This window comes from Paenibacillus sp. 598K, from assembly GCF_003851045.1.
In the GTDB taxonomy this organism is placed as follows: domain Bacteria; phylum Bacillota; class Bacilli; order Paenibacillales; family Paenibacillaceae; genus Paenibacillus_D.
Window position 1 is genome coordinate 43,301 of sequence record NZ_BFBX01000073.1, and the last position, 25,656, is coordinate 68,956.

The 25,656-nt window shown below is 49.9% G+C and carries 23 protein-coding genes; 3 read left to right on the plus strand and 20 right to left on the minus strand.

Features of this window, described 5'->3' with window-relative positions; genetic code table 11:
* Window positions 1-18: 18 nt before the first annotated feature.
* Window positions 19-1,098 (minus strand): tyrosine recombinase XerS, encoded by a 1,080-nt coding sequence (gene xerS / locus PA598K_RS21090; protein WP_128658867.1) that lies wholly within the window; start codon window positions 1,096-1,098, stop codon window positions 19-21.
* Between the two features lie 889 nt (window positions 1,099-1,987).
* On the opposite strand from xerS, the gene thrS reads away from it, so the two are divergent.
* Window positions 1,988-3,916 (plus strand): threonine--tRNA ligase, encoded by a 1,929-nt coding sequence (gene thrS, locus PA598K_RS21095; RefSeq protein ID WP_128658868.1) that lies wholly within the window; start codon window positions 1,988-1,990, stop codon window positions 3,914-3,916.
* Window positions 3,917-3,983: 67 nt separating this feature from the next.
* On the opposite strand, the gene PA598K_RS21100 is transcribed toward thrS, so the two are convergent.
* Both PA598K_RS21100 and PA598K_RS21105 read right to left on the minus strand, forming a co-directional pair.
* Entirely contained in the window at window positions 3,984-4,925 is a 942-nt protein-coding gene (locus PA598K_RS21100) for a catalase family peroxidase (RefSeq protein WP_128658869.1), read from the minus strand.
* Between the two features lie 131 nt (window positions 4,926-5,056).
* On the minus strand, window positions 5,057-5,764 hold the full coding sequence (locus tag PA598K_RS21105) for a MerR family transcriptional regulator (protein WP_128658870.1): 708 nt from the start codon (window positions 5,762-5,764) through the stop codon (window positions 5,057-5,059).
* 172 nt (window positions 5,765-5,936) lie between these two features.
* Between PA598K_RS21105 and PA598K_RS21110 the strand changes: the two genes are divergently transcribed.
* Both PA598K_RS21110 and PA598K_RS21115 read left to right on the plus strand, forming a co-directional pair.
* A complete protein-coding gene (locus PA598K_RS21110; RefSeq protein WP_128658871.1) occupies window positions 5,937-8,435 on the plus strand; it encodes an ATP-binding cassette domain-containing protein in 2,499 nt (832 codons plus the stop codon).
* Window positions 8,436-8,585: 150 nt separating this feature from the next.
* Window positions 8,586-8,957: a (2Fe-2S) ferredoxin domain-containing protein gene (locus PA598K_RS21115; protein ID WP_128658872.1), complete on the plus strand. Its 372-nt coding sequence runs from the start codon at window positions 8,586-8,588 to the stop codon at window positions 8,955-8,957.
* Here the strand turns inward: PA598K_RS21115 and PA598K_RS21120 are convergent.
* From PA598K_RS21120 to PA598K_RS21200, 17 genes are all read right to left on the minus strand, one after another.
* Window positions 8,954-10,039, minus strand: a complete 1,086-nt coding sequence (locus PA598K_RS21120; RefSeq protein ID WP_128658873.1) for a sensor histidine kinase — start codon at window positions 10,037-10,039, stop codon at window positions 8,954-8,956. The two genes, PA598K_RS21115 and PA598K_RS21120, sit on opposite strands and share 4 nt — an antisense overlap.
* Window positions 10,036-10,719: a response regulator transcription factor gene (locus PA598K_RS21125; protein WP_128658874.1), complete on the minus strand. Its 684-nt coding sequence runs from the start codon at window positions 10,717-10,719 to the stop codon at window positions 10,036-10,038. Before PA598K_RS21125 ends, PA598K_RS21120 begins: the two co-directional genes overlap by 4 nt.
* 71 nt (window positions 10,720-10,790) lie before the next feature.
* Window positions 10,791-13,268 carry an ABC transporter permease gene (locus PA598K_RS21130; RefSeq protein ID WP_128658875.1) on the minus strand — a complete coding sequence of 826 codons (2,478 nt, stop codon included), beginning with the start codon at window positions 13,266-13,268 and terminating at the stop codon, window positions 10,791-10,793.
* Window positions 13,265-13,942 (minus strand): ABC transporter ATP-binding protein, encoded by a 678-nt coding sequence (locus PA598K_RS21135; protein WP_128658886.1) that lies wholly within the window; start codon window positions 13,940-13,942, stop codon window positions 13,265-13,267. The genes PA598K_RS21130 and PA598K_RS21135 overlap by 4 nt, the downstream gene beginning before the upstream one ends.
* Before the next feature lie 206 nt (window positions 13,943-14,148).
* Window positions 14,149-15,585: an N-acetylmuramoyl-L-alanine amidase family protein gene (locus tag PA598K_RS21140; RefSeq protein ID WP_128658876.1), complete on the minus strand. Its 1,437-nt coding sequence runs from the start codon at window positions 15,583-15,585 to the stop codon at window positions 14,149-14,151.
* A 46-nt stretch (window positions 15,586-15,631) separates the two neighbouring features.
* The gene (locus PA598K_RS21145) at window positions 15,632-16,717 is read right to left on the minus strand and encodes a hypothetical protein (RefSeq protein WP_128658877.1); all 1,086 of its coding nucleotides are present in this window, start codon (window positions 16,715-16,717) and stop codon (window positions 15,632-15,634) included.
* A 105-nt stretch (window positions 16,718-16,822) separates the two neighbouring features.
* Window positions 16,823-18,091 (minus strand): sensor histidine kinase, encoded by a 1,269-nt coding sequence (locus PA598K_RS21150; RefSeq protein WP_260405522.1) that lies wholly within the window; start codon window positions 18,089-18,091, stop codon window positions 16,823-16,825.
* An 80-nt stretch (window positions 18,092-18,171) separates the two neighbouring features.
* On the minus strand, window positions 18,172-18,831 hold the full coding sequence (locus PA598K_RS21155) for a response regulator transcription factor (protein ID WP_128658879.1): 660 nt from the start codon (window positions 18,829-18,831) through the stop codon (window positions 18,172-18,174).
* Window positions 18,832-19,045: 214 nt separating this feature from the next.
* On the minus strand, window positions 19,046-19,975 hold the full coding sequence (locus PA598K_RS21160) for a tyrosine-type recombinase/integrase (protein WP_128658880.1): 930 nt from the start codon (window positions 19,973-19,975) through the stop codon (window positions 19,046-19,048).
* Between the two features lie 161 nt (window positions 19,976-20,136).
* Complete coding sequence (locus PA598K_RS21165; protein ID WP_260405523.1) at window positions 20,137-20,451, minus strand: DUF3817 domain-containing protein; 315 nt, start codon at window positions 20,449-20,451, stop codon at window positions 20,137-20,139.
* 192 nt (window positions 20,452-20,643) lie between these two features.
* Window positions 20,644-20,886, minus strand: coding sequence for a hypothetical protein (locus PA598K_RS21170; RefSeq protein WP_128658881.1), 243 nt, complete (start codon window positions 20,884-20,886; stop codon window positions 20,644-20,646).
* 208 nt (window positions 20,887-21,094) lie between these two features.
* Window positions 21,095-21,157 (minus strand): hypothetical protein, encoded by a 63-nt coding sequence (locus PA598K_RS38875; RefSeq protein WP_307719891.1) that lies wholly within the window; start codon window positions 21,155-21,157, stop codon window positions 21,095-21,097.
* Window positions 21,158-21,832: 675 nt separating this feature from the next.
* Entirely contained in the window at window positions 21,833-22,093 is a 261-nt protein-coding gene (locus PA598K_RS21180; RefSeq protein ID WP_260405524.1) for a hypothetical protein, read from the minus strand.
* An 85-nt stretch (window positions 22,094-22,178) separates the two neighbouring features.
* On the minus strand, window positions 22,179-22,817 hold the full coding sequence (locus PA598K_RS21185) for a hypothetical protein (RefSeq protein ID WP_128658882.1): 639 nt from the start codon (window positions 22,815-22,817) through the stop codon (window positions 22,179-22,181).
* A 65-nt stretch (window positions 22,818-22,882) separates the two neighbouring features.
* Window positions 22,883-23,290: a MerR family transcriptional regulator gene (locus tag PA598K_RS21190; RefSeq protein WP_221414161.1), complete on the minus strand. Its 408-nt coding sequence runs from the start codon at window positions 23,288-23,290 to the stop codon at window positions 22,883-22,885.
* A gap of 121 nt (window positions 23,291-23,411) precedes the next feature.
* Window positions 23,412-24,371 carry an aldo/keto reductase gene (locus PA598K_RS21195; protein WP_128658883.1) on the minus strand — a complete coding sequence of 320 codons (960 nt, stop codon included), beginning with the start codon at window positions 24,369-24,371 and terminating at the stop codon, window positions 23,412-23,414.
* A gap of 197 nt (window positions 24,372-24,568) precedes the next feature.
* Window positions 24,569-25,450: a GNAT family N-acetyltransferase gene (locus PA598K_RS21200; protein WP_128658884.1), complete on the minus strand. Its 882-nt coding sequence runs from the start codon at window positions 25,448-25,450 to the stop codon at window positions 24,569-24,571.
* Window positions 25,451-25,656 lie beyond the last annotated feature (206 nt).

A 25,656-nucleotide genomic window follows, 5' to 3' on the forward strand; every position in this document is an offset into this window, starting at 1 on the left:
AGGCGATGAGCGCGAGTACTAATCCTTGAGCTGATCGATCGCCTCGGACATCGTCTTGTCGGTGAGATGCGCGTATATCTGCGTCGTTTCCGGCGAGGCGTGTCCGAGCTGCTCCTGCGTTTTGTAGATGTCGTTGCGCAAGTAATAATCGGTGGCAAAGGAATGCCGCAGCTTATGCACAGACAGGTAAGGCTTGCCGAAGCGCTTGGCGTATTTGATGACCATCGCCTGGATAGCCCGCTTGGTCATCCGCGAGCCTTCCTGCTTGCCGTTGGCAATGGCGAGGAACAGCGCCTTTTCGCGGCGCGGCGCTTTGTATACCGTCTCGCGAACCTGCAAATAGTCCTTCATATCATCCACAGCCTCCTGACGAAAGTACACGGGAGACTTGAACGTGTCGTCATTGTCGCCCTTGCGGTAGACATAGACGACTTTTTTCTTGAGATCGATATCCTCGATGTTCAGGTTGACGACCTCGGATACGCGCAAGCCCGAGTTGAGGATCAGGATGATGATACAGGCGTCGCGAACCTTGTTTTGCTCGTAAGCATAGGAGGCTTGCTTGTTATTCGCAACGTCGAGCGGATATTGCCGCTTGATATAATCGATGAAGGTATAGATCTCGTCCTCCTGCAGCAGCTTGCCCTCAAGCTTGGCCGCCGTGTCCTTGGGCTTGTGCGTCCGCTTGATCGCCACCTTGGCCATCACATTGCGTTTGAGCAGCGGGTAGAACTGTTCGTCCTCGGCGATCTGGCTCAAGTAGTGGAACAACGAGCGGAGCGACGACAGCTTGCGCGAGATGGTCGTGCGGCTGTTGGTCGTCTCCTTGAAGGCAGAGAGGAACATTTTGTAGTTGTCGATGCTGTCCATATGCAGCTTTTCCAAGTCGATCAGCTCGATGTCGCGGTTCGTCAGAGCTGCCGACAGTCCTTCGGCGCGCAGCCAGTTGAAGAATGTCTCGTAGTCGCGGACATACTCCAGCAGGGAGGAGGGGGACAGATCGGGCAGCTTGTAATTGATAAACTTCTCGACATACCAGGGCATGAGCGGCGTACGCTTGTCGAGCTCCTGGCGGTCCTTGACTTTCAAGATGTTCATGTCCATTCACCTCACTTCCTTATCTTAGCAGGGGATATTATAAGTTGCAAAGAGCGACTTGGTTAACATAATTATTAATATGTCTCCTTGATCTATACCTTCGATACCTCCTTGTTGCTGGTAGTCAAGTGAATCACTAGACAGGAATCGCCAAATTCAATCAGACATCGACCGGACGTCGGCGAGGGTGATTAATGACATTAATAATAATAATAATAGTTAATGATGTCAGTTAACATAATAATTATTATGTCTCTATTCGCCTGTTTTCGAAAATAGACTTGACAAGTGGAGGGGCGATTCCTTATGATGTGTGAAATGAAAGGCAAGGATCAAGGACATGATGTCTTACCCGGTACGGTCCAGAGAGAGAGGTCTCGGCTGCAAGCCTCTTCCGTCAACCCTAAGACATTACCCCCTTGTAGCTGCGCAGTTGAAATCAGGCTTAACCAGCCTGAGTGTAAGCTTCGCCGGGTGTTCCCGTTACCGAACCTCATGAGGATCCGCATCATGCGGATTAAATCAGGGTGGAACCACGAGCGCGCTCGTCCCTTTGCGGACAGGCGTGTTTTTTGCGTTTTTGCTATTCAAAGGATCATACTAAAAGCTGTTATCAAGGACATGAATGTTAGTTTCGCGTACCGTTACAGAGAAAGAGGACTCGGCTGAAATCCTCTGCGGCGACGCCTGGCATTTACCCCCTTGTAGCTGCGCGGTTGAAATCAGGCTGAATCAGTCTGAGTGTAAGCCCTGCCGGGCGTTCCCGTTACCGAACTTCATGAGGATCCGCTTCATGCGGATTGAATTTGGGTGGAACCACGAGCGCGCTCGTCCCTTGCGGATAAGTGCGCTTTTTGGCGTCTACACTACACCAACGGAGGTTAAAATCATGTCGAAACTTAACAGTATTAACATCACATTAGTGGATGGCAGCAGTCGGGAATACGATCGGGGCGTAACGCCCGGACAGATCGCTGAGTCGATCCGCGCGAGCCTGCTGAAGGAGGCGGTCGCTGCCATGGTCAATGGGGAGCTAGTCGATCTGAATCGGCCTGTCCGCGAGGATAGCCAGGTGGAGCTTGTACTGATGGACAGTCCGCAAGGATTGGAGCTATGCAGACATAGCGCAGCTCATGTCATGGCGCAGGCGATCCAGCGCAGATACGGCCGACATGCCGTAAAGCTTGGGATCGGACCAGTGATTGCGGACGGCTTTTATTACGACGTAGGCATCGAACAGTCGCTAAGTCCTGAGGATCTGGCGGCGATCGAGGCCGAGATGCATCGGATCGTCCAAGAGAATCTGCCCATCGTCCGCCGCGTCGTCTCCCGGGAGGAGGCAGTACGCCTGTTCCAATCGCTCGACGAGCCGCTGAAGCTGGAGCTGATCCGGGAGTTGCCGGAGGATGCGGTCATTACAGTCTATGAGCAAGGAGAGTTCGTCGATCTGTGCCGCGGACCGCATCTGCCCTCGACAGGTCGACTGAAGGCGTTCAAGCTGCTCAGCGTAGCCGGCGCATACTGGCGCGGCGATGCCAGTCAAAAGATGCTGCAGCGCATCTATGGCACAGCGTTCCCGACAAAAGGGGAGCTGGAGGCGCATTTGCATCTGCTGGAGGAAGCGAAAAAGCGCGACCATCGCAAGCTGGGCAAGGAGTTGGATCTGTTTATGTTTTCGGAGGAAGCACCCGGCATGCCTTTTTATTTGCCGAAGGGGATGGTGCTGCGTACGAAGCTGGAGCAGTTTTCTCGAGAGGAGCAGCGCAAGGCTCATTATGAGGAAGTGCGTACACCGTTTATGATGAATCGCCAGCTGTGGGAGCAATCCGGCCATTGGGAGCATTATCATGAGAACATGTATTTCACAGAGGCGGAGGATAATATGTTCGCGCTGAAGCCGATGAATTGTCCCGGTCATATGCTCATCTTCAAAAACCGGCTCCGCTCCTACCGGGAGCTGCCGATCCGCATCTCGGAGTTCGGCCAGGTGCATCGCCACGAATATTCGGGGGCGCTGAACGGCATGATGCGCGTGCGCACATTTTGTCAGGACGATGCCCATCTGTTCGTCAGGCCGGATCAGATCGAGGACGAGATCGCGCAGATCATGCAGTTGATCGATCGGATGTACCAGGTGTTCGGCTTTGCGTACAAGATCGAGCTGTCCACTCGACCGGCCCAATCGATGGGCTCGGCCGAACTGTGGGACGAAGCGGAGGCCGCGCTACGTAACGTATTGGACAGTCTCGGCATCGCATATCGGCTGAACGAGGGCGACGGCGCATTTTACGGGCCCAAAATCGACTTCCATATCCTCGATGCGCTCAAGCGAAGCTGGCAATGCGCAACGATTCAACTCGACTTTCAGATGCCGGAGAAATTCGATCTCTGGTATATCGGGGAAGACAGCCAGAAGTATCGTCCGGTCGTCATCCATCGGGCGATCTATGGCTCCCTTGACCGGTTTGTCGGCATCCTGACAGAGCATTACAGCGGCGCGTTCCCTACATGGCTGGCTCCGGTGCAGGTGAAGCTGCTGCCCGTGGCGGACCGACATCTCGACTATGCCGACAAGGTACAAGCGGCGTTGCACGAAGCGGGAGTTCGCGCCGAGCTAGACGCCCGGAGCGAAACGCTCGGCGCCCGGATCCGTGCCGCCCAGTTGGAGAAGGTGCCCTATATGCTCATCCTCGGAGATGAGGAGGCCTCAGGCGACACTGTATCGGTGCGACAGCGCGGACAAGGCAATCTCGGAGCAAGCGGGCTCTCCGCATTCATCGCCAAGGTCATCGAGGAGATACGAATGAAGAGGGGGTAGAGGAAGGTCCGAGACGTCATCAAATGACGATTAGTCAGAGACGGCTGGGACGGTTGCTCGCAGCCTGCTAACGACTGTCGCTGCGTCGGTGGAATGACTCGGCATAAGCCAAGTGGCGGAAGTGCAGGATCGGATCGTCGGACAGCTCAACGCCGTCCACGACTGCGGTCGGATCCATGAGCAGACCGGACGGCTCCTGAATCGCTGCCTCGATGACGAGTCGTCCGGCATCCAGCCGCTCGCGCTCCTCCGGCCATGGCCGGGTACTGTCGTCTGTCGGATCGTCCGGCTCGCCGAGTACGATCTGCAGGGTGAAGGAAGCGGGACCGCGCTGCAGCCGCTCCGTCATCTCTTGCTCCAGATAGTCCGCCGGCCGCTTTGCGGCTTCCATCAGCGACAAGGTATCCACGCCTGCATCCGGCATCCATTCGAACTTGACCGGCCGCCGCCGACCATCGGCATCGACAAGGTAGAAAACGTGGATTGTGAAGTACCGGTTGGTCGCATAGCTCGCTGGCGGGAGGAGTCGCTTGATCTCCAATAGGCTGCGCTTGCTTTCCGAGAAGTGCTCAGCGGCTTCCTTGAACATATCCAGCACAGACAACTGTCCCGCCTGCGCTTCATTGACGGCGCGCACAAGGTCCAGCAGCGATTCGGGCGTCTGCGCAAAAAAGATCGGAAACGTCACGCCGACTAGTGAAGTCTTGACGCCTCCCGGCAGCTGAAATTGAACCGCCATGCCCTTGGCGGGGGAGAGCAGATCGGCCAAAGCAGGGTCGCTGGAATTACCGGAAAAGCGCACGATTGCATCGACCGCTCCTCCTTGCAGATGAGGCGCGGTCGTATAAGGGGCGGCTTCGCCGCTGGGGTGAAAAACGGCTCGGTAGCATGCGCCCTTGGCATGCACTCGGCGATAGCCTGGATGAATACCGGACAATGCTTCCATCGCATCGATCATATCCACAGCCATCGGGCATTGTCGTGTTCGCTCAGCATCGTTAGCGTTCATAACGGGATCACCTCGCAGATAGAGTTACGATTGATGTACCCTTTATTTGGGACGGTTATGCAGTCGTGAGGGCAAAGTTATTTTAGGATGGAAATAGGTTAACATAACTAATGTTATGTTTCATTTTCGGGCTACTCCAAAAAACCAAGGTAAACCGATAGCTCTGCAATCGCATCAAACTGAAGTCGGAGCTTGGCTTGCAGCTTGTCAACAGCCAACTGGAAAGAGCGCTCAACCGCTTGCAGACTGTGGGTCTCGAGACTTGCTAAGAGCTGTCTCATTTCATCAATGGCGTAGACCGTCTGTCGCAGGCTGCTGATGACAATAATTTTGCGCAGCTCCTGGGGTGTGTAGAGTCGGTAGCCGTTGTCGGGATGACGGGTGGAGCGGATCAAGCGTTCCTTTTCCCAATGACGAATGGCCGACGTCCGCACGCCGGCGATCCTGGCCGCTTCGCCGATCGTTAGCGACGGCTTGCGGATCTTCGACTCCAGCTCGTGCGAGTTGGTGTCCCGAATCATCGCCAATACGGAGGAAAGACGCCGTTTCTCGACCTGGACCTCATATTGCTGCTCGTTGAGCAACCATAACATGTCATCTGTCTGTCCACGCCGTACGCCCCGCATCACATCGTACGCAACCGGGATGCTGAAGGCACGCAGCATGGCCCGGATCGTCACGAAGGCTTGCAAATGAAGGTCCGTATATACTCGCTTGCGGTTGCCCAAGGCTCTGGCGATCGGCGGGAGGAGATCGAGTTCCTCGTACCTGCGCAACGTTGTCGTGCTTACCTGGAGGCGCTCGGCCATCTGCTTGGGGGAGTAATAAGTGGTTGGCATATTGGTTGTCTCCTTCAAGTGAAACCTTCAAGTGCTTGGACACCTATTTAAGCGGATTTGCTTCGTAAAATCAAGGGACAGCTTCCTCTCATCCGAAAGATTGCATCAATGTTATATGATGAGGTTATCTTCTGGGAACACCATACGACGCCAGAGATGAGAGGAGCACTTAATGAGCAAACCTATCGTTGTTCGAGATGCTACGGAGAAAAATCTGGCCCATGTGACACTGGAAATCCCGCGTAATCAACTGGTCGTCTTCACCGGTGTGTCCGGGTCGGGCAAGTCGACGCTCGCGGTCGATGTGATCTTCAATGAATGTCAACGTCAATACCTCGAAGCAATCGGTATGCAGGGGATCCGCAAGCCGGCGCTGGAGAAGCTCGAGCATGCTTCGCCAGCCGTGATGATCTCGCAGACGGATACGAATCGCAACCCACGCTCTACAGTCGGTACAGTAACAGACATCTACACCGATCTGAGGATGATCTATGAGAAGCTGGCGGTTCGGCATTGTCCGCATTGTGAGAGGGAGGTGTCTGCTGCCGACTGTCCGGAGCGGATCGTCAAGCACAATGGAAGCTGGATGGTCTATATGACCTGCGTCCATTGCGGCGAAGAGATGGAGAAGCTGACGCGGACGCACTATTCGCACAATACGAGCCAAGGCGCCTGTCCGGTCTGCGAAGGTCTCGGCGAGGTGGTGTCGCTGGCCAAAGGACGCATCCTCGACGAACGGTTATCACTGGAGGATGGGGCCGTCGACTACTGGACACACCAGTACAAGGCGTATCAGATCACCGCGGTCTATCAGGCGATGGCCCACTATGGCGTGCCTGTCGCACCCGGTACGCCGGTAGCGGACTATAGCGAGGTTCAACGAACGATCCTGTGCGAAGGAACGGATAGCGAGGCGGTTAAGCTAGCATTCCCTGATCATCAGCCGCCCAAGACGGTCGCAAGCGGCAAGTTCGAAGGCGTCTATACTACCCTCTGGCGGCGTATCGCAGAGAAGGGAAGCGAAGCGATGCAGCACAAAGGGTATATCGAAACGAAAGGCTGTCCGTCCTGCAACGGCGAACGTCTGACCCCGCTCAGTCGCGAGGCGACCGTGGCGGGCGCCAGGCTGCCCGAGCTATCGGCGCTCTCGCTCGAGAAGTTGCTCCGGTGGAGCGATGAGCTGCACGAGAGGATCGGAGGAAGCATCGCTCCCAGCATCAAGCCTTATCTCGTGGATATGCATACGAAGCTGCATCGCTTAGGTCGAGTAGGATTGGGCTATCTGACGCTTGATCGACAGACGATCACCTTGTCAGGCGGCGAGCTGCAACGCGTCCGCCTGGCAGCAGCGCTGGACTCTGAGCTGACAGGGATCATCTATATCCTCGACGAGCCGACGGCTGGACTGCACCCGCAGGACACTGCGGGCATCGTCGAGCTGTTGGTGCGGCTGCGCGATGTCGGCAATACGGTGTTGGTTATCGAGCATGACCCGGAAATGATGCGCCAGGCCGATCACATCATCGATGTGGGACCCGGAGCGGGACTATATGGCGGTACCATCATCGGACAAGGGAGCTGGGACGAGCTGTTGTCGCAGGAGAGCTCGGTGACCGGGCGCTATCTGAGCCAGCCTGCACCTCCGTTGCGCGAGCCGCGCACGCCAGGCGCATCCTGGATCGAGATGAAGCGGGTGAGTCGGTATAATCTGCATCAGCTCGATGTGCGATTTCCTACCCGCTGCCTGACGGTCGTGACCGGTGTGTCCGGATCGGGGAAATCGACACTCGTCTTTGATGTGTTGGCCAACGTCCATGCCCAGCCTCAGCATGGGGAGATGACCATCTCCGGCATGGATGGATTGAATCGCATGGCCGTCATCGAGCAGACGCCGCTGACACGGATGAAGCGTTCCAACGTCGCGACTTATAGTAACATCTATGGCGCGATTCGCAAACTGTTCGGCAGTCTGGAGGCGGCGAAGATGAGGAAGCTGTCGGCCTCGCATTTCTCCTTTAATTCGGCTGGCGGGCGCTGCGAACGTTGTGAAGGTCTGGGTGTCGTAAGCAGCAGTATGTTGTTCTTTCAGGATGTGGAGGTTGTCTGTCCAGCCTGCGGCGGCGATCGGTTCATGGCTGAGGTGCTGGAGGTCAAGTATAATGGGCGTTCGATCAAGGATGTCCTGGCGTTATCGATCACCGAAGCGGCCGAGCTGTTCGCAGGACATGCCCGTATGGCGTCGAAGCTTCGTCTGCTGCTCGAAGTCGGATTGGGTTATCTGACGTTAGGTCAGACGTTGACGACGCTGTCAGGCGGAGAGGGGCAGCGGCTTAAGCTGGCGAAGGAGCTGATCGAGCATGCCGGCAAGCCTGGACTCTATCTGATGGATGAGCCGACGGCTGGCTTGCACCCGCTGGATGTCGATCATTTCCTCGTGTTGCTGCATCGATTGGTGGAGGCGGGCAGTACGGTGATCGTCGTCGAGCATAATCAGCAGGTAATCGAGGCGGCTGATTGGATCATCGATCTTGGACCAGGAGGCGGGGACCAGGGCGGCAAGCTGATGTTCGCTGGTACTCCGCAGCAGATGCTACGCGATAGCGGTTCGCCGACAGCTGAAAGTATGCGCAAGCAGCAGTGGACAAAATCGTCGCTCAATACGCTTCGGTGATTGTCTTCCTTGACGAGTCACTTGAGTTCTTGAAAGATGAATAACCCGGCTCGGAAATTAGAGTCGGGTTTCGCTGCTTGAACATGAGGTGAAAGTTGATTATAGTAAAGTTGATTGTAGTTGTGGCAGAGGAGGGAGAGTTCATAGACGATGACCACATGGAATCTTGAGCAAACCCAATGCCACTTGTTAATCTGTAATGGCGGCAGCTGCATGAAGCGCGGCGCAGAAAAAGTAACACAAGCGATTAACGATGAAATTGCCAGGCTTGGTGCCGACAAGTTGATTCATACGACACGGACGCGCTGCAATGGCCGTTGCGCAGACGCTTGCGTCGTAATCGCGTATCCGGATGGCGTCTGGTACGGCGATATGACGCCAAAATCGGGACGCAAACTGGTACGCAAGCAGCTGCAAGGCAAACGGCTAAAGAAACGAATTATATATTCGTATAAAGGAACATTTATTGCTGCAAAGCAAACGCGTAAAGGCAAGAGCAAAAAAGACGGCTTGCTTTTTTAGCTGACTACTTTTACACAAAACCCGTATTTTGTACATATGTATGGATCTTTGTTTTTGACCACTAAACAAAAAAAATACCCCCGCCGCCCGCCGTCATCAAATGGTTCCGAGCTGACCTTCATATAGCCGCCTTGCTCGGTAATGATTTTCCTGGTCAAATATAGACCAATGCCCACACCGTCTGTACCCATCGCATCAGCTCCACGATAAAATCGTTTGAAGATTTGGCTTAATTCATGCTCCGGTATGCCTCTACCGTTATCTTCGATATCGATTCTGACGAACATCTCGTATTTGTACATCGAAACCTGGATGATCCCCGCCTCATCTGTATATTTCACCGCATTGTCCAGCACATTGACGATCGCTTCTCCGGTCCATTTCACATCATGCTGCAATTCGATACGCTGCTCGCCGCTGAATTGAATTTCTACCTGCTTCTTCTCCGCATGAGGATACATCTGCTTGATTGCTGCGAACACGGTTTGGCCCAGATCGTTTGGCCCTGCTTGAATGGTAATAATACCGCTCTCTAGCCGCGACATCTTGATCAGATTATCCATGAGCCAGGTCAGCTTCTCTGTCTGACTGAACATAATTCGCGTGAATTCCTGGCGCTTATCCGCTGCTAGCTCGTTGTCCATTAATAAGCCATTGTAGATGGTCAGATTAGCCAATGGTGTTTTCAACTGGTGGGCTATATCCGAGATCAGCGATTTCACTTCCTCGCTCTCCTCTTTATACCGCTGCTTCTGCATCCGTAAGATCCCCGATAACTTCAGTACTTGCTCCTGCAGCTTGGAGAGCATCGTATCCTCGGATAGGGAGAACGATTCACTATCCTGTCTATCGATAATCGATTGAACCGTCAACGACAGCTTCATTAAGATCGAGATCATCTGCTCACGAATAACCAGCATGAAGCCCGCTACGATACCAGCTGCCGCCACAGCGAACAGAATCGATATTATCATAACGGTCCTGCTCGCTTCATATTGAATCAGGGAATAGATAAAGAAACCGCATGTGATCACATACAGCGCCATGCTAACAAGAATAATCCGGGTAAAGGGGCTTCTCAAGCTTCACTCCCCCACGTGTACCCGATACCAAAAACAGTCTTGATATAGACATTATGTTTTGGATCGTCTTCGATTTTATTACGTAATCGCTTGATATTCACACTTAATGTATTCTCATCCACGAAGATGCCATCCCAATCCCATAGCTTCTCAAGAATCATCTGTCGGGTCAACACCATCTTGTGATTACGGGAGAGAATCGTTAAGAGCTTGAATTCTGTAGACGTTAGCTTAATCTCCTGATGATGCTTGTACACCTTCATCTTGTCGTAGTGAATCGTTATGTCCCTGTAGGAAAAAAGCTGCGGGGCATCCTCGCCCCGAGCTCTGCGGAGAATCGCCTTCAGGCGCTGGCTTAATACCGCCATACTGAACGGCTTGGCCATATAATCATCCGCCCCGGATTCGAAGCCCACCACCATATCCTGCTCCGTATCTTTGGCTGTCAGGAATAGGATGGGAACAGTAGAGAGCTGGCGAATGTCCTTGCACAGCTCAATGCCGCTTCGGTCTGGGAGGTTAATATCCAGAATAATGAGGTGAACCTCATGGCTTCGGAATGCATCCAGCCCCTCTTCACTCGAGAATGCAGATACTACATCGTAATGTTCTCTGCCCAGTGCATAAGCAATTCCCTCGTTTAATAATCGATCATCCTCCACAATGAGAATTATAGCCATGTTGTCCACCTCCATTCATCCTGGTTGCTGTAGCCTAATTGTCCGATCTGCAGACTGGCTTGATAACCATCTTACCCCACTTCTCTCAATCGTTCTACAATACTCAGCTTCTTCGATCTATTATACGCGATAATCGGTACACTCAGGCAAGAAGCGAATACCAGCACCAATGCAATCAGCATAGGAAGGATAGGTAACGTGTAGATGGCATAATCGGCTTCCTGGCTGAATACGTAAAACGCGCCATAGCTGATCAGGGTTCCTAGCGAAGCGATCAATACAGTCGAGATGACGGCATAGGCCACCCCCTCCAGCACCAGCATCTTGCGCAATTGGCGCTTCGTCATGCCGATGCTCTCCATCACTGCAAATTCATGCTTGCGTACGACAACACTTGTGAACATCGTGCTAATGAAATTGAGAATACCAATCGCGGCAAGAATTAACGTAATGGCGCCACCCAGCAGGTAGAAAATGATTTTGGCAGACCTTAATTGCTCCGCCCATTGCAGCTTTGATGTCAGTTCGATCTCTCGATCCCCAGCGATTAACGTCTCGAGTTGCGCTTGAACCCGCTCCTCTTCCTTCTTATCCGCCTGAATGTTCATCCTGTACAGTATCGGATCGTTAACGAGTTGTTGCAGAGCCTGATGACTGACATACACATTGGGTGCCATTCCGCCGAACGATACCTGGAATTGCGGACTCACGAAACCACCAATCTCAAACTCTCGAGAGGCGCCACCTTCCTTAAAGGTAACCTGAAAACGATCCCCTCTCGTAAACAGTTCTTCGCTTGCGCTCAGCAAGGCAATCTCGCCTTTCTCGAAACGCTCAACATCAATTGGCGTTTCAAGGCTCTTGTTTAATTCAGTTACATATCGCGTATCTATCCCGATTAACAAGGACCAGAACATCCCCGAGTTTTTCAATTGATCGTCCGTGGGGCGTTCCATATTGTATCGTGTTGTCAGATCATCGACGAATTTTCCAAATACTTCATCTGTATACGTCATGCTGGCTCCACGATCGATATACGTTTTCCTGACATCTTTGACGCCTTTCATTTGCTGTACGGCTGTCGCCATCTCCTCCGTCAAATTCTGCTTCGGTTCCCCCTTATAGCCGAATTCGACCGTCTTGTTCATGATATCAAAATCATTATCAATGTAACTGTCTACAAAATTATCTGTGTTCATGCTCAAGACAAGTGTGTTGACCGTCAGGAAAATGGTCAGACCGATGAACAACGACAGGAATACGGTGAATGCCCGCTTCTTATCCCGAAAAATATTACGTAATGCCATTCGATGGAGCTTGAAGCCATGTCTGCTCTTCTTCGTTGTTGTCCTCACATATTTGGCTGCTTCCACAGGGGAAATCTTCGCGGCAATTCGAGCCGGCTTCCTGCACCCAGCCATAGTCGTCAACCAGGCAAACAACACCGCTCCCGCATAAATAACGGGATGGAAGGAAATCTCAACATCCGTATCCAACGTAAAGGCTTCAATAGCCATCGGCACCGCCACCAGGGAAGTAATCACACCGGCAGCAACACCTATCGGTATCCCGATCCATGCTAACCGGGCAGCCTGGCCATTCACCATCCTTATAATCTGTTTTCTGGTCATCCCGATGGTCTTGAGCAGCCCATAAAATTTGGTATCTGTAGCTACGGATATATATAGCACATTGTAGATGAGCAAATAGCCACTAAACATGACAAATACGATGATTCCCGCGATACCCAGCATGGTTGTGACTTTGGATTCGTTCTGGGCTGTCATTGCGGAATAGCTTAGCAATTGCTGATTCTCACTCAGCTTCAAGTCCTGTTCTAGCTGGCTCATATTCTGATCGAGGTCGCTTCCTTCTGTGAATAGTAGGGAGGCTACTCTACGCTTGTCATCAACGTCCGCCACACCTACAGATTGTGCAAATTCATTCGATACAATGATCACCCCGGCATTACCTGAGCTCAATTGCGAATAGTCCGTGTACCAGCCGCTGAGAATGAACGATTCCTTGTGCTCCCCCGTTTTGCTCCGATAGGTTAGAGGAACCTCAATCCCAATGGCCGGGTCTGTAATATCCAGCTTGTCCAATATCCAGGTCGGAACGATCACTTCATTGCGTTTCGCAGGATAAGCATGGACCTTGTTACCCAGCAATGGCGCTCTCATCCTGTCCCACTCCGACTCATCGTACAGTTGCATCGTGAGATCCAGATCCCCCATCTCTTGCGTGGGAATCACTTGCGCCACTTGGGTATCAAGCCCAATATGACTCACATACGGCAGCTGCTTCAGCCGTTCCAGCTGTTCTTGAGAGGGCCGGGTTAATGCGGCATCCGCTACCGTGCCAATCATCCTTAGCTCCTGCATATCGAAGGTTTTTATGAAGCTCATTCCGATCGTGAATACGGAGGTCAGCAACCAAGTGGTGAGCAAGACAGCCAGGATGACATAACGATTTCTTGTCCGGTTGGCTTTCAAGCTTTGACGAATCAGTCTTTTAATGATGCCTTTGTTCGAATTAGGAAACATCATTCCTGTTTCCCCCCAACAACCTTACCATCTCCAATATGGATGATCCGATCGGCCAATTGAGCAATTTCTTCGCTATGTGTGATCATCACCATCGTCTGATTAAATTGCTTGCTCGTCACCTTGAGCAGTCCGATGACCTCCTGACCTGTCCGGCTATCCAGGTTCCCGGTAGGCTCGTCCGCAAGTATAATAGAAGGCTTCGTGGCCAGTGCCCTGGCAATCGCAACCCTCTGTTGCTGTCCTCCGGACAACTGACTGGGCAAGCTATCCAGCTTCTCTGCCAATCCCAGCGTTCTAACAATATGCTCTATATACGCTTGATCGATGGTATTCCCGTCCAGCTCGATCGGCAGCACGATATTCTCATAGACATTCAGAATCGGAACAAGGTTATAGTGTTGAAATACAAACCCGATCTTCCTTCTTCTAAATACGGTCAGCTCGTCATCATTCATATCGAATATCGATTTGCCATCTACGATGACCTGCCCGCTTGTCGCTCGATCCAGACCGCCCAGCATGTGCAATAATGTGGATTTGCCGCTCCCTGACGTACCGACGATAGCCACAAAGCCGCCTTCTTGAATCTCTATATTTACCCCATCGAGCGCCTTCACCTGATTCGGCTCCTTGCCATATGTCTTCCTTAAATCCACAGTGCGCAATATACTCATCATGATCCTCTCCATCCTGCAGCTTCATCCTACAATTTGAATTTTACCCGCTACTTCTTACATTCTCGTGACAAGAGGACAAATTCAAAAAAGCCCGCTGAGAGCCCCTGGGACAGTAATTGCGAATCAGATGCTCAAACAAAAAAACCTCCCCCTTCGAAAAAGAATCGAAGAAGGAGATTCAGCTTACGTAAAGAATTTACCCTTCAGGCAAATCCAAAATACTCTTTCAGACCATTTACAACGCCTTGTGCAATTCGCTGCTGCATGTCATCGGTAAACAACTTTGCTTCTTCCGCAGCATTGGAGATAAAGCCGGCCTCTAACAGGACGGAGACCATGTTGGCATCGCGAAGCACCTTCCACCCCGCCTGTTTCACGCCACGATCCCTAAAACCTGTCGCTTCCAACAAATGCTTGTGGATGATCTGGGTAAAAGACTTGCTTGCTACTTCGTAATAATAAGATTCTGTACCATTGGCCGATGGTGCATTCTCTACAGAGTTAGCGTGGATGGAGATGAACGCATCTGCATTTATTTTATTGGCTACTGGCGCGCGGTCCCCAAGCTTAATGAACCGATCGTCGGTGCGCGTGAAAACGACTTCCATGTTGGGGTCATGATCCAACAGCTTCTGTATTTTTAGAGCGACATTCAGATTAAAGACTTTTTCCAGCTTGTTGGTTATACCAATGGTACCAGGGTCCTTACCGCCATGACCAGGGTCAATGACGATCAGTTTCTTGCCGGAGGCTATCGGCGGAGGCTCAGGTTGAGTCACCGGGGGCAGCTGTGGTCCAGAGCCTGGCGCTGCCGATCCAGGAATGTCCGTACCAGGTGTTGATGCTGGCTCACCCGTCAATTCGACGAGGACTTCGTCCGCACTCCCACGAGTAACGGCATAGGGCGAAGGGCTGTTGAGATCCATCACGACTCTAACGGTCGAAGGGCTATCGCTGAACAGGGCATAGCGGACACCAGCAATCTCTGATGAGTTAGCAATGGAGACGACACCTTTTTGACTTGAACGGTCTTCAAGGGCGGGGGATAGGCTTGTCCCTGGCAGATCAATGACAATTCGTTCGGGTCCAGACATCGTGAATACCTTGGGTTCGACTTTGCCGCTGACTGTAATCTTCAACTGGCGTTCATCCAGGCTAATGTCATCCACGGTGACGGTTCCGCTATCGCTTGCCGTGGGCGCTGGACGGTTAACGCTTACGGTCTTGGTTGCGTCATCCCAATCCACAATCATCCCCATCTGTTCACTGACAAAACGAAGAGGCACGCCGGTTACACCATTCTTGAGAACAGGTGCGACCAGCAACGACTTCTCCACCCCATCGACAAGGGCGGACTTGCTACCGACAGCCAAGTTAATCGTCCGACTGCCCACTGCTATGGAAACACCACGGTTTTGTGCATCCCAACCCACTTGAAAGCCAAGGTTCTCGGTTACCATTCGAATGGGGATCATGACATGGCCATCAACGGTTTCGACGCGGGCTCCACCCTTCAGCTCCAACTTCTTGCCGTCTACGACGATTGATGGCTCGGTAGTGGCCTGTACAGCCCCCGCGAAGACGGCGAGCATGCTCGAAAGCAGTGTGAGCAAAGCGAGCTGTTTCCAAACTAAACGCATAACGAAATAAATCCTCCAATCAGGTAAGAATCGGCATCAATCTAGCTTACTCTGCGTCGCCGTTAGCTTCATAGATTAGGCTCCGCAGCGTTTGACCCGGGTAACGCAATTCTGCTGTATAACTGCTGCCGTCTTCCAGCACCAACTTCACTGCGACCATCCCACGTTTATTATTCACATCTGCATCAATGATTTCTGCTTTGGCAATGGCTCTTGTCTCCTCTTGGTTATCCGTAATGATCCGCTTCGCTTTGGCAATCCAACTGCTGTCCTGCAGAATGGCTGCAAAAGCCGCGGCATCTATAGGCGTCCGCTTGAGCGTTAAGTTAGTTGCTGTTGTATCGAACACAATGCCTGTTTCTGGTTCAATCAGTACATTGTACTCCCAGTATTCCTCTCCCTGCCCGCGCAACGTATTCGATTTGTAAGGCGTAAAATTCACCGACCAGGCTGGACGTATTCCATTTCCCTGCTCATGCAGCATAACGGTCGTCTCCAGCATGGACACCTCCGCTCCGAACAGCTTACGCACGCTCTCAGACGCCCGTCGCTTTATTTCATCCTTGCTGAAATGATGTGACGGCGGAGGTGATGTCACGGTGGCCTCATTGTTGTATCTGGCAGAGATGAATAGGGTTCGGTAGAACCAGTCAATCTGCTGCAGCAGCTCTTCATCCGTCAGCTCCCGCTCCGGATAGTAGAGTGTATTGGTCACGAGCTCAAGATAGAATTCCGTTTGTCCAGCCTTAAGCGGCAGTGGCTGCGCAGGGCGCAGCCCGTCATACACATATTTGTCACTCAGCACAAGGCTCCGTTTTAGCTCTGTTTCGCTCATTTCCCGGCCAGTGACATGCGGCTCAATACCGGGCTTGTTCAGCAGATCATAGATCTCCTTCATTTCCTCCTCTGTCATTTCGCCAAGCAGTTCTTCAGACAAAGTAGACACCGGAATCGGCGGCTCCACCTTCAACACTGGAATCGTGTTGCCAACGTTGCTACTCTCGGCTATCGGACTGTTCTTGGCGGCGATCGAATGATTCACAATGCCGGGAACGAGCAGCGCGCTGGTTGCGAGCAAGCCTCCCGAAAATAGAAGGATCGATAAGGCGTTTAAGCGTTTGTTCTTTTCCAAAGCGAAGTACCCCCACCCACAAGGATGTTAAACCTGTCTATACTTTAATCGGAAGATGTTAAAGAGTAAGGAGGCAGTTGTTATGAAGTTGTAAAATCCGTAGTACTAGGAAGTTAAATGAAGGCGGATCTTCGTGCCTTGGCCATGCACCGATTCCAGCTCCACTCTGGCGTCATGCGCTTCGGCAATTTGCCGGCACAGGGAGAGACCGAGACCCGCATTCCCGTAAACCCGCGAACGGGCCGGATCTGCCCGGTAAAACGGCTCGAAGGCTCGCCTAGACTGTTCCTCCGTCATTCCGCTTCCGCTATCGCTTATTTCAAGCACGGCTTCCCCATTCTGTTGATAGGCTAACAAGCAAACTAGACTGCCTGGCTCCGAAGCATGAATGGCATTATCCAGCACATTTACCAGGAAGGATGCCAGCAGATCCGCATCTCCCCGCACGGAGGGAATCGAACATTGTGCCTCAAGCCGGATTCCGTTCTCCTCTGACTTCTGCTGCATCGTCTGCAACACTGTTTTGAACAAACCGGCAGTCTCTACTTCCGTCTGAACGAGCGGCTGATGCCTAAGAACGGATAGATCCAGCAGCGTAAAAGCCAAATTCTTGAGCCGGACTGTCTCGCTCCAAATGTAGTGGCCCGCCTTGATCTGATCCTCCTGCCCAATGTTCGCAGAGGTAAGATATTCTGCGAAACCCTGCATACTAGTCAGTGGCGTGCGTAACTCATGGGCCAAATTATCAACCATACGCTGCTTCTGCTCCGCCATATCGGAGAGATCGTTCATCCGCTGCTCAACTACCGAAGCCATTCGATTAAAATGGACCGCGAGTTCCCCGAATTCATCCCGGGCGGACAGCAACACTCGGTTCGAATAATCCCCGTCCGCAATGGTCCGCGTCGTCTCGGCCAGCAGCTTGAGAGGCCTCGTCAAATGACGGATTAGGAGATAGAGCAGCAGGACAAGCAGCGGCCCGACAATCCAGTTCATCATGACGAAGAAACGGTTCAGCTCCTTCTGCTGGGTATAAAGGTCGCTGATGTCGCGGCTGTATTTCAGCTCCAGATCGTCGTAAGGAGACGGCAGAGGCATCTCTAATGAGATGCTGTTTTCCGCCTTCGTCCTGTTTCTCTCCCCGTCCGCCGGGTAGATCAGCTGTCCGTTTTCTCGCAGCTCCAGCTCAATTCCTTGTTGACTGTAATGTCCGCCATACGACTGCACCACATTAACGAGTAGCACAGGAGTGATCGCAATTCCCCGCGACCGGATGGATTCCAGATTCTCGTATATATTATTAGCAATCAGCAGCTGCTCGCTGGTCGCCCTTCGGGTTTCGCTTTCCATGTTCAGCTGCCAGCTTTTTTTCATCACCATAATGACACTTATATCTAGGGCGACAATGAAGAGGACGAGTACGGCGAGAAGAATCTTATGCCAGAATCGCATGGCTAGACCTGTACTTCCAGGCGGTAGCCGAGCTTGAATACCGTCTTAATCCGATCTTCCCAGCCCAGTTTCTTGCGCAACTGACGGATATGCACATCCACCGTGCGGGTGTCACCTGCATAATCATACCCCCAGGCGAGTTCTAGCAGCTTGTCCCGTGATAAGGCGATGTTCCGGTTCCGTATAAGAACCTCCAGCAGATCAAATTCCCTTGCCGTCAAATCCACTGGCCGCTGATCTACCCGGACCAGACGTTCCGTGAACCGGACCTCCACCGTATCGCAATGAAAGGCTGGAGCCGCCTGCTCGTTTCTACGCAGGACGACGTTGATACGGGCGAGCAGCTCCAAAATTTCAAAAGGCTTGATCATATAATCGTCCGCACCTAGCTCAAAGCCCTTGATGCGATCGGAAAGTGAATCTTTCGCTGTAATCAGAATGACTGGAATCTTCAGCGGCGATATTTGCTGCATCAACTGGAAACCGTCCAGACCCGGCAGCATGACATCGAGTAAAATCAAATCCGCCTGCTCCTGCTTCAGCAAAGCGGCTGCCTCTGTACCGGAAAATGCCTTGGCATACGTATGCCCGACCAGCTTAAGATTCATCGTAATTAAATCGCTGATCGGCTGTTCATCTTCTACTACTAATATGTGGGCCATTACCGAAACTCCTTTTAATATCAATCGGATCGTTGCCTGCTGATTTAGGCTAATCAACCTTATCATACCAGACTCTAAGAAGGTAGGTGTTGTCCAAGACTTTTGACAAGAACTTACCTGCATAAAACAAAAAAAGCCACGCTTGGCGTGGTTTTCAAATACGGGTATATTCTTGTCCCTCCGACAATTATCTGCGCCCTCCCTCAATCTATCGTCAAATATTTGCGGTTAATGGTATGTTAACCGATGCCATTGCATTTTTCTTCTGCTCGTCATTAACATGCGTATAAATCATTGTGGTTTCGATTGAGGAGTGCCCCAGAAGCTCCTTTACAACACGAACATCGACTCCCTTTTTCAGAAGCATCGTCGCAAAAGAATGTCGCAGCTTATGGCAGGATAATTTCATGTTAGATACGCTTGGATTTTCCTCTTTTAAGGCAGTGAATGTTTGGTTGGCTATGGTCTGGATCTGACGTACGGAGAGTCGTCTTCCCTTTTGAGAAACAAAAAATGCATTCTCTTTCTTATGGTACGGCTCAATCCTTTCCTCCGCAATTTTAACCAGAATATCAACAAGAATCTTAGGGAGAGGGATCTCGTTCCATTTACGTCCTTTTCCAAAGACATGGATGATACCCTTTTCTTTGTTAAAATCATGAAGATCTAGCCGGTTAACCTCTCCGACCCTTAACCCGCAGTACCCCATCAGAAGGAAAATAGCTATATTTCGATTTCGATAACGCCCCTGGATATACTTGAGACTTTCCACGATCTCTTCTTCTTCAAGGTAGACAGGCTTCTTATTTTTTTCTGTTTTTGACTTCTTTACTTCCATCGCTGGGTTCCTGGTAGCCATTTCGAAATCAATGAGCGCGATGTAAAATGATCGAATTGCTGAAAGTGAGCGGTTTCGTGTACGATTACCAGCTGAATTTTGCTTACTGACAAGAAAGTTAATCACATTCATTTTCCCGGCTCGTTCAGGAACTTCGCCTCGCAAAGAATATAGATAAGTGTACACTTCACGCAAATATTCTCGTTGGGTAGCGTCCGTAAAGCCTGACTGCTTCATCCAAAGTGAAAATGCATGAATATATTCGCTAAATTTCTCATCTACTTCATGCTTTTGATTGATATTCATAGTGCGCATATCTCCCATTCATCTGCAAAATAATCGATTTGAAAGGAAACAGCGCAAAACCTATGTTTGGCGCTATTAATTTAGTTTGATTATAGCACGTTACTTTTGGAATAGAAAAAGAAACCTGTTACTTGGCTATTTAGCTAAGTAACAGGTTTCTTTCACCCAAGACTAGCTTCCATCTGCTTCAGCTTGCGATCTATCATCATGAAGCCGAAGGGGATGAAAGCGAGAGCTGTGGCCACGAGCACCCATTTCCATGACCAGCGCACATACAACGTATTCATCGCGACAATTCCCATATACAGTACATATAAGACCCCGTGTATCATCCCGACGACAGACACCACTTCATCCATCCCCGCTCCGTACTTGAGTGGCATTGCGATACCTACCAACGCGATCAGCGACAGCCCCTCGATCATCCCGACATAGCGAAACCAACGTATCATCTTTTGCTTCATCTTTTGCTTCATCTTGTTCTCCCAATTGTTCTATCGTGTAATGTGTCGCCGCATCCTCTACTAAAGAGTATCACATCCGAGATACGATATACTAGTGAACGCTTAATGGACAAAATGTAGCCGATCCAATAATCCGTTTCAGAAGCGAAGGGTTTTCTTTGGCGCATTCCCAAGCTAAAACAAAAAAAGCCGCAGGATATGCGGCTATGAGTCATTTCTGCCCGATACGTGAACACGTCTCAAGAAAGGAGAAAAGACGAAACCTACAATCACAATAATAATCGCAATCTCAAAAACTTGTTGTATCCCTGCTGTCAAAGCAAACGCGGTATTAACCGGGTCCGCCTGGTCTGCCGTTTGCTTCAGCATGTTGCTCATGCCAACCGACATGATACTTACTGCAACCGCAGTGCCGATCGCACCTGCCACCTGCTGGACCGTATTCATAATTGCACTGCCGTGCGGGTAAAGCGAAGGCGGCAATTGGGCAAATACAATTCCGCCGAAGCCAAGCGTGGATAAGATAAGCGAATACAATATCTATTTTCGGCAGTGTTATGTATCTATTTTCAATTCTCGCACACGAAGAGACATGTTCTAAAGGCCATCACCCCCTTATCGAAGTAAACTATGCCCATCTTTTCTAAAAAGATCACTACAGTTTTGCGAGGTTCATTTTTGGTGGGATATACCCGAGTTGCCTGCCCATTTTTACAATTTGTCCTCTATGATGAAATTCGTGAGTGGTAGTATGCGAAAATAACCATAATTAGGTTAATTCAACCCTGTCACTGTGCCAGGGGGCTGGAGTGGCAGGATCCCATTTGATTTTAAAGTCATTTAGAAATTCATAAACCAGTTCATCCGTGCGCTTAAAAAGGTCACGCATTTTATGTACATTGTCAACGGATCTCGGGTTTACTTTGGGAAGGGATTTCCCAAGGGCACGAATCCCTAACCATACCCGATAACAATCGGCTACATGAGCATGTAGAATGCGAATGGAATCACCGCCCCAGACCTCTACTTCTTGGACATAATCTGTGGGGGACATCGTTTCGCAAAAAATGAAATAAGGATTCCCTTGTACGTTGGATCATTTCATACTGACTTTTGAGTACATCCATCTCCTCGTTCTCCTTTTGATATTTGTTTTGACAATTGTTATTCTATATTAATTATTATCTCAAACAAGGACTATAGATATCTATAATAGCGATTATGACTCGTTACGTCAAGGAGAAAGTAAAAAGATGTTAAATGCCAAACCAGAACCTTGATTGGGGAGCACCGTCCCGCGGGCAGTTCATTGGCGTGTCAGAGCTAGCGTTTTTTTGAGAATAAAAACACCCTACAATCAACTGATTGCAAGGTGTGTTTGTGTCATCAGGCTCTATATTTGGGAGATTAACCATTCACGAACAAGGAGCAATCGGTATCGGACAGCCGCTTGTTTTATATTTAATAATCCCATATCAACGGATGTTTCTATATAACCAATGATTTGATCAAACGTAAAGACATTAAGTTCCTCATCAATGAGATCCTTGTCGTACTGTATATCGCCTAATACATAAGGAATAAATTGTTCAACTTCACTGGACTTAACCTCATCCAAATCCAAATCTAAGGCTGCTGGAAGATAGTCGAGCATCTGATTCTCGGTTCTCCGTGTCCACTTTTTTGTCTAGTAGCAATGGAGCGGTTCCACTGCTGCTATTATCCATGTAAGCTGACTCCTAACGTAGAGGGTAAATAAGCTGGATCTCTCTTTCTGAAACTAGTCCCTCGTAAAGAGCGTGATTGTGGTCCGCACCAACCACACACAGAATTCGTTTTCCTGAATGTTTTTTGACGGCATTTTTTATCCTTTGAACCATGATTTGATGTCTGCATGCATACCTAAGTAAGTGCGATTGTGGATTTATTTTTTTCAACCATAAATATTTTTGCTTTGTAACGTAATCCCATGCAGCAGAATTGAAAGGCAGTACGCTGGAATCCAAAGTTGTAAGTTGTCTATCGAACCATCGTTCCAATTCTGCGTTATGTTCGCCGAGAGCTTTCTCATCGAAACCAATAAAAGGATCGAAGTCCAACCATACATCAAGCTCGATCCAATCAATGGGTTCAAAATCAGATTTCATCTCTTCACATAATGGGAAAATCAGATCCCAATATTCGCTTGGAGGCTCTCCCCAATACCCTCGGTAACTCTGGTCTTGTTGATAATGTTCCCAACTGGCGGGAAGCACCTCTCCGCAGATCACATTGGGACTGAATTCCAATATCAATTCCTTAATAAGGTCCAATGTTAAATTGTGCTTTCGTCTTAAGTGATCATCATGAACTACTCCCAAAATTCCGACTGTTGTCACGAATGCGCCCCTCCCAAATAGTCTACCTTAACAATAGCAAAACATTTCTCGTTTTGAACAGTCGGTCATCGAGCTGACTCCAAACTTGTTTCCTCTCGTCTGGTCTCATTTTCCCAAGAACGGTAGTAATTAATTTTATCCCGCAGAATATCCAAGGTTTGATGAAGCGTTTGAACCTGCTCGATTAATTTCCGCTGATGCTCTTCTAAAAGCTTTCTGCGTTGGGGAATGCCATCATCCCCCAATCGCATCATATCAGCGAACTGTTGCATAAGTGCGATCGGCATTCCTGTAGTCTTAAGCTTTGCGAGTAAGACGATCCATTCAAAATCATGCTCGTGATATATCCGATGCCCATTTGGGGCACGAGGTATAGGGTCCATTAGACCGATCCTTTCGTAATAACGAAGGGTATGTACGCTTAACCCCGTCAACTCAGCTGCCTGCTGAATGGTCAGCTCTTTACCAATCATACGAGTCCACTCCTTTTAACATCAGTTTATAAGCTATGAGCTCCATTACACTCCGGGTGGTTCTTGTGTAATTAGATACGCCGTATACAAATACCTTTAGCGCAAGTATGTCATAAGTTGATTAAGTGAGGCAGGCGCTGTTTAATTGATCAAGCTGATCTGAGTGTATACTGAGCTTAAGCGCCCCCAAATTTTCTTCCAATTGCGTTAGATGACTCGCAGCAATAACCGGAAGAGCTCTCGGATGATTTTGCAGCATCCAAGCAAGGATGAGCTGATTTGGTGTGGCTCCCAGCTCTCCAGCAACCTTCCTTAAAGTATGCAACCGAGTCATCTGATCCTCTCTCCGGTAAGCATCGGGTAGGACAGCATCCTCTCTATTGTACATGCCTCCAAGGAGGGGGGAATAAGCCATGAGCGTAAAATCATCGTGTTGACTGCAGTACGCAAGTAAATCCTCATCCGCACTGACCTGCACGCCAAAATCCGCATCCAATCTAGGCTGCAAATACGTATAGCGCTGCTGGATGCAGCAATAGGACGCCCATCCCTTTGACCTACTGATCGCCTTGGCCTCAAGGATTCTGGAAAGCCGATAATTGCTACAGCCTATAGCCCTTACTTTGCCTGCTTTGATCAAGGAATCAAAGGTCTCCAAGGTTTCCTCGAGCTCAGTTTCAATATCGTCTACATGAGCATAATACAAGTCTACATAATCGGTTCCTAGCCGAAGCAAGCTTTCGTCAATTTCCTTCTCAATCGCTTGGCGACTTAAACCTTCCATTTTCTCACTCTTTGGTACCACCGGCTTCGCTCCCACTTTGGTGGCCAAGATGATCTGATGTCTGTTTTTTCTTTTTTTCATCCATTCGCCAAGCAAAGATTCGCTCTCTCCGCCAACACAGCCTTCGTTCCATATCGCATAATTATTGGCTGTATCCAAAAAGTTTCCCCCCGCTTCAAAAAAATGATCAAGCAGCTGGAAAGAGGTTGTTTTGTTCGTTCGCGATCCAAAATTCAAACAGCCCAAAGAATAAGCACTGACCAGCATTCCTGTATTCCCCAACGGAATATGCTTCACACGATTTCCTCCCTTTAACAAATGAATTAACTTCCGCTTACTTGCATCGTACGCAACCAGTATACGAGTTTAAGCGCACTCTAAGTCAATACTACAAATCAAGGACAAAACATAAGCAGCCGATCATTGTGATCGGCTGCTTTCTTGTCTAAGCTACACACTCAGTAATGGGCACGAGCTGCCGGGTCGCCGAGCGGCTAAGCATGAGCCAACGTAGGGATACAAAACTTGGGCAATTCGCTCAAGCTAGAATGCGGTCGGATAAATAAGACATCTTCATGCTCACCGTAGGGTTCTGCACACGCTTTGTTGAGGAGTTGATCGGGGGTGAAGTGAAACCGAACTCTCTTTGTTTGATTCGTCGCAATTTGCGAAACCAACGTTTCCATATTCACCTGTTTGTCGCTGATTACCTCATACAAATGCAGCACCTCGTCTTCGTGCTCAAACACGATAATCGCATCGTCAGTTCGCGAGTAATATAGGCATTCCTGGAAGATGTTCAAAGCATAAAATTGAAATAAACCTTCACTGTTTGTAACACCCATTTGTTTTGAAATCGGTATCCGGGAAGAAAGCATGTGTTTTATTAAATCCCAATGCTCTTCCTTCCATACATCGAGTTTTTCCAGTGAAATGGGTTCGCCTTCGGGCGGATCGGCCAGGTTTAAATAAAACTGATGTTCAGGTAAGGCCGTAAATCCAAACTTGGGGTAAAAATCGAGCACGGTGCTGTTCGCAAATAAGAAAAGCAAATCGCATGTGCCTTCGTAGGTTTCTATTACATACGCCATTAGCTTTTTGGACAATCCCTTACCCCTATGTTCGGGATGAGTCATTACGGTTCCAATTTGTATGGCGCTTTTGCTTTCACCCTGAATAACCAAGTTCATTTTACTTACCGAAACATTCGAGATGATTTGGCCATCTTCGACAATGGAATGGCATATATAACGATCGCCCCAGGCTCCCTTCTGGTACCAGGCTTCGAATTCAATCCCAAATACGAGTTTGGAAAGTCGATTGAAGCTTGCTCGATACTCGTCATGGTTTTTGTAATCGTAACTATGTATGATCATCGATAATGCTGTCCTTTCTAAGTAGAAGACTTATTTATCCACCTAAGCCGAGAATACTCCCGTCTTCTATAAGCGGGAGATGAATCGGTGGTTTTTTGTGTCCTAGCACGAACGTATGTGCTATAATTAGGGGTATAGACCTTCAAATAAGGAGGCTGGTTCGTCCTGCTTAGACATAAAGCATTTAAGTTCCGCCTCTATCCGAA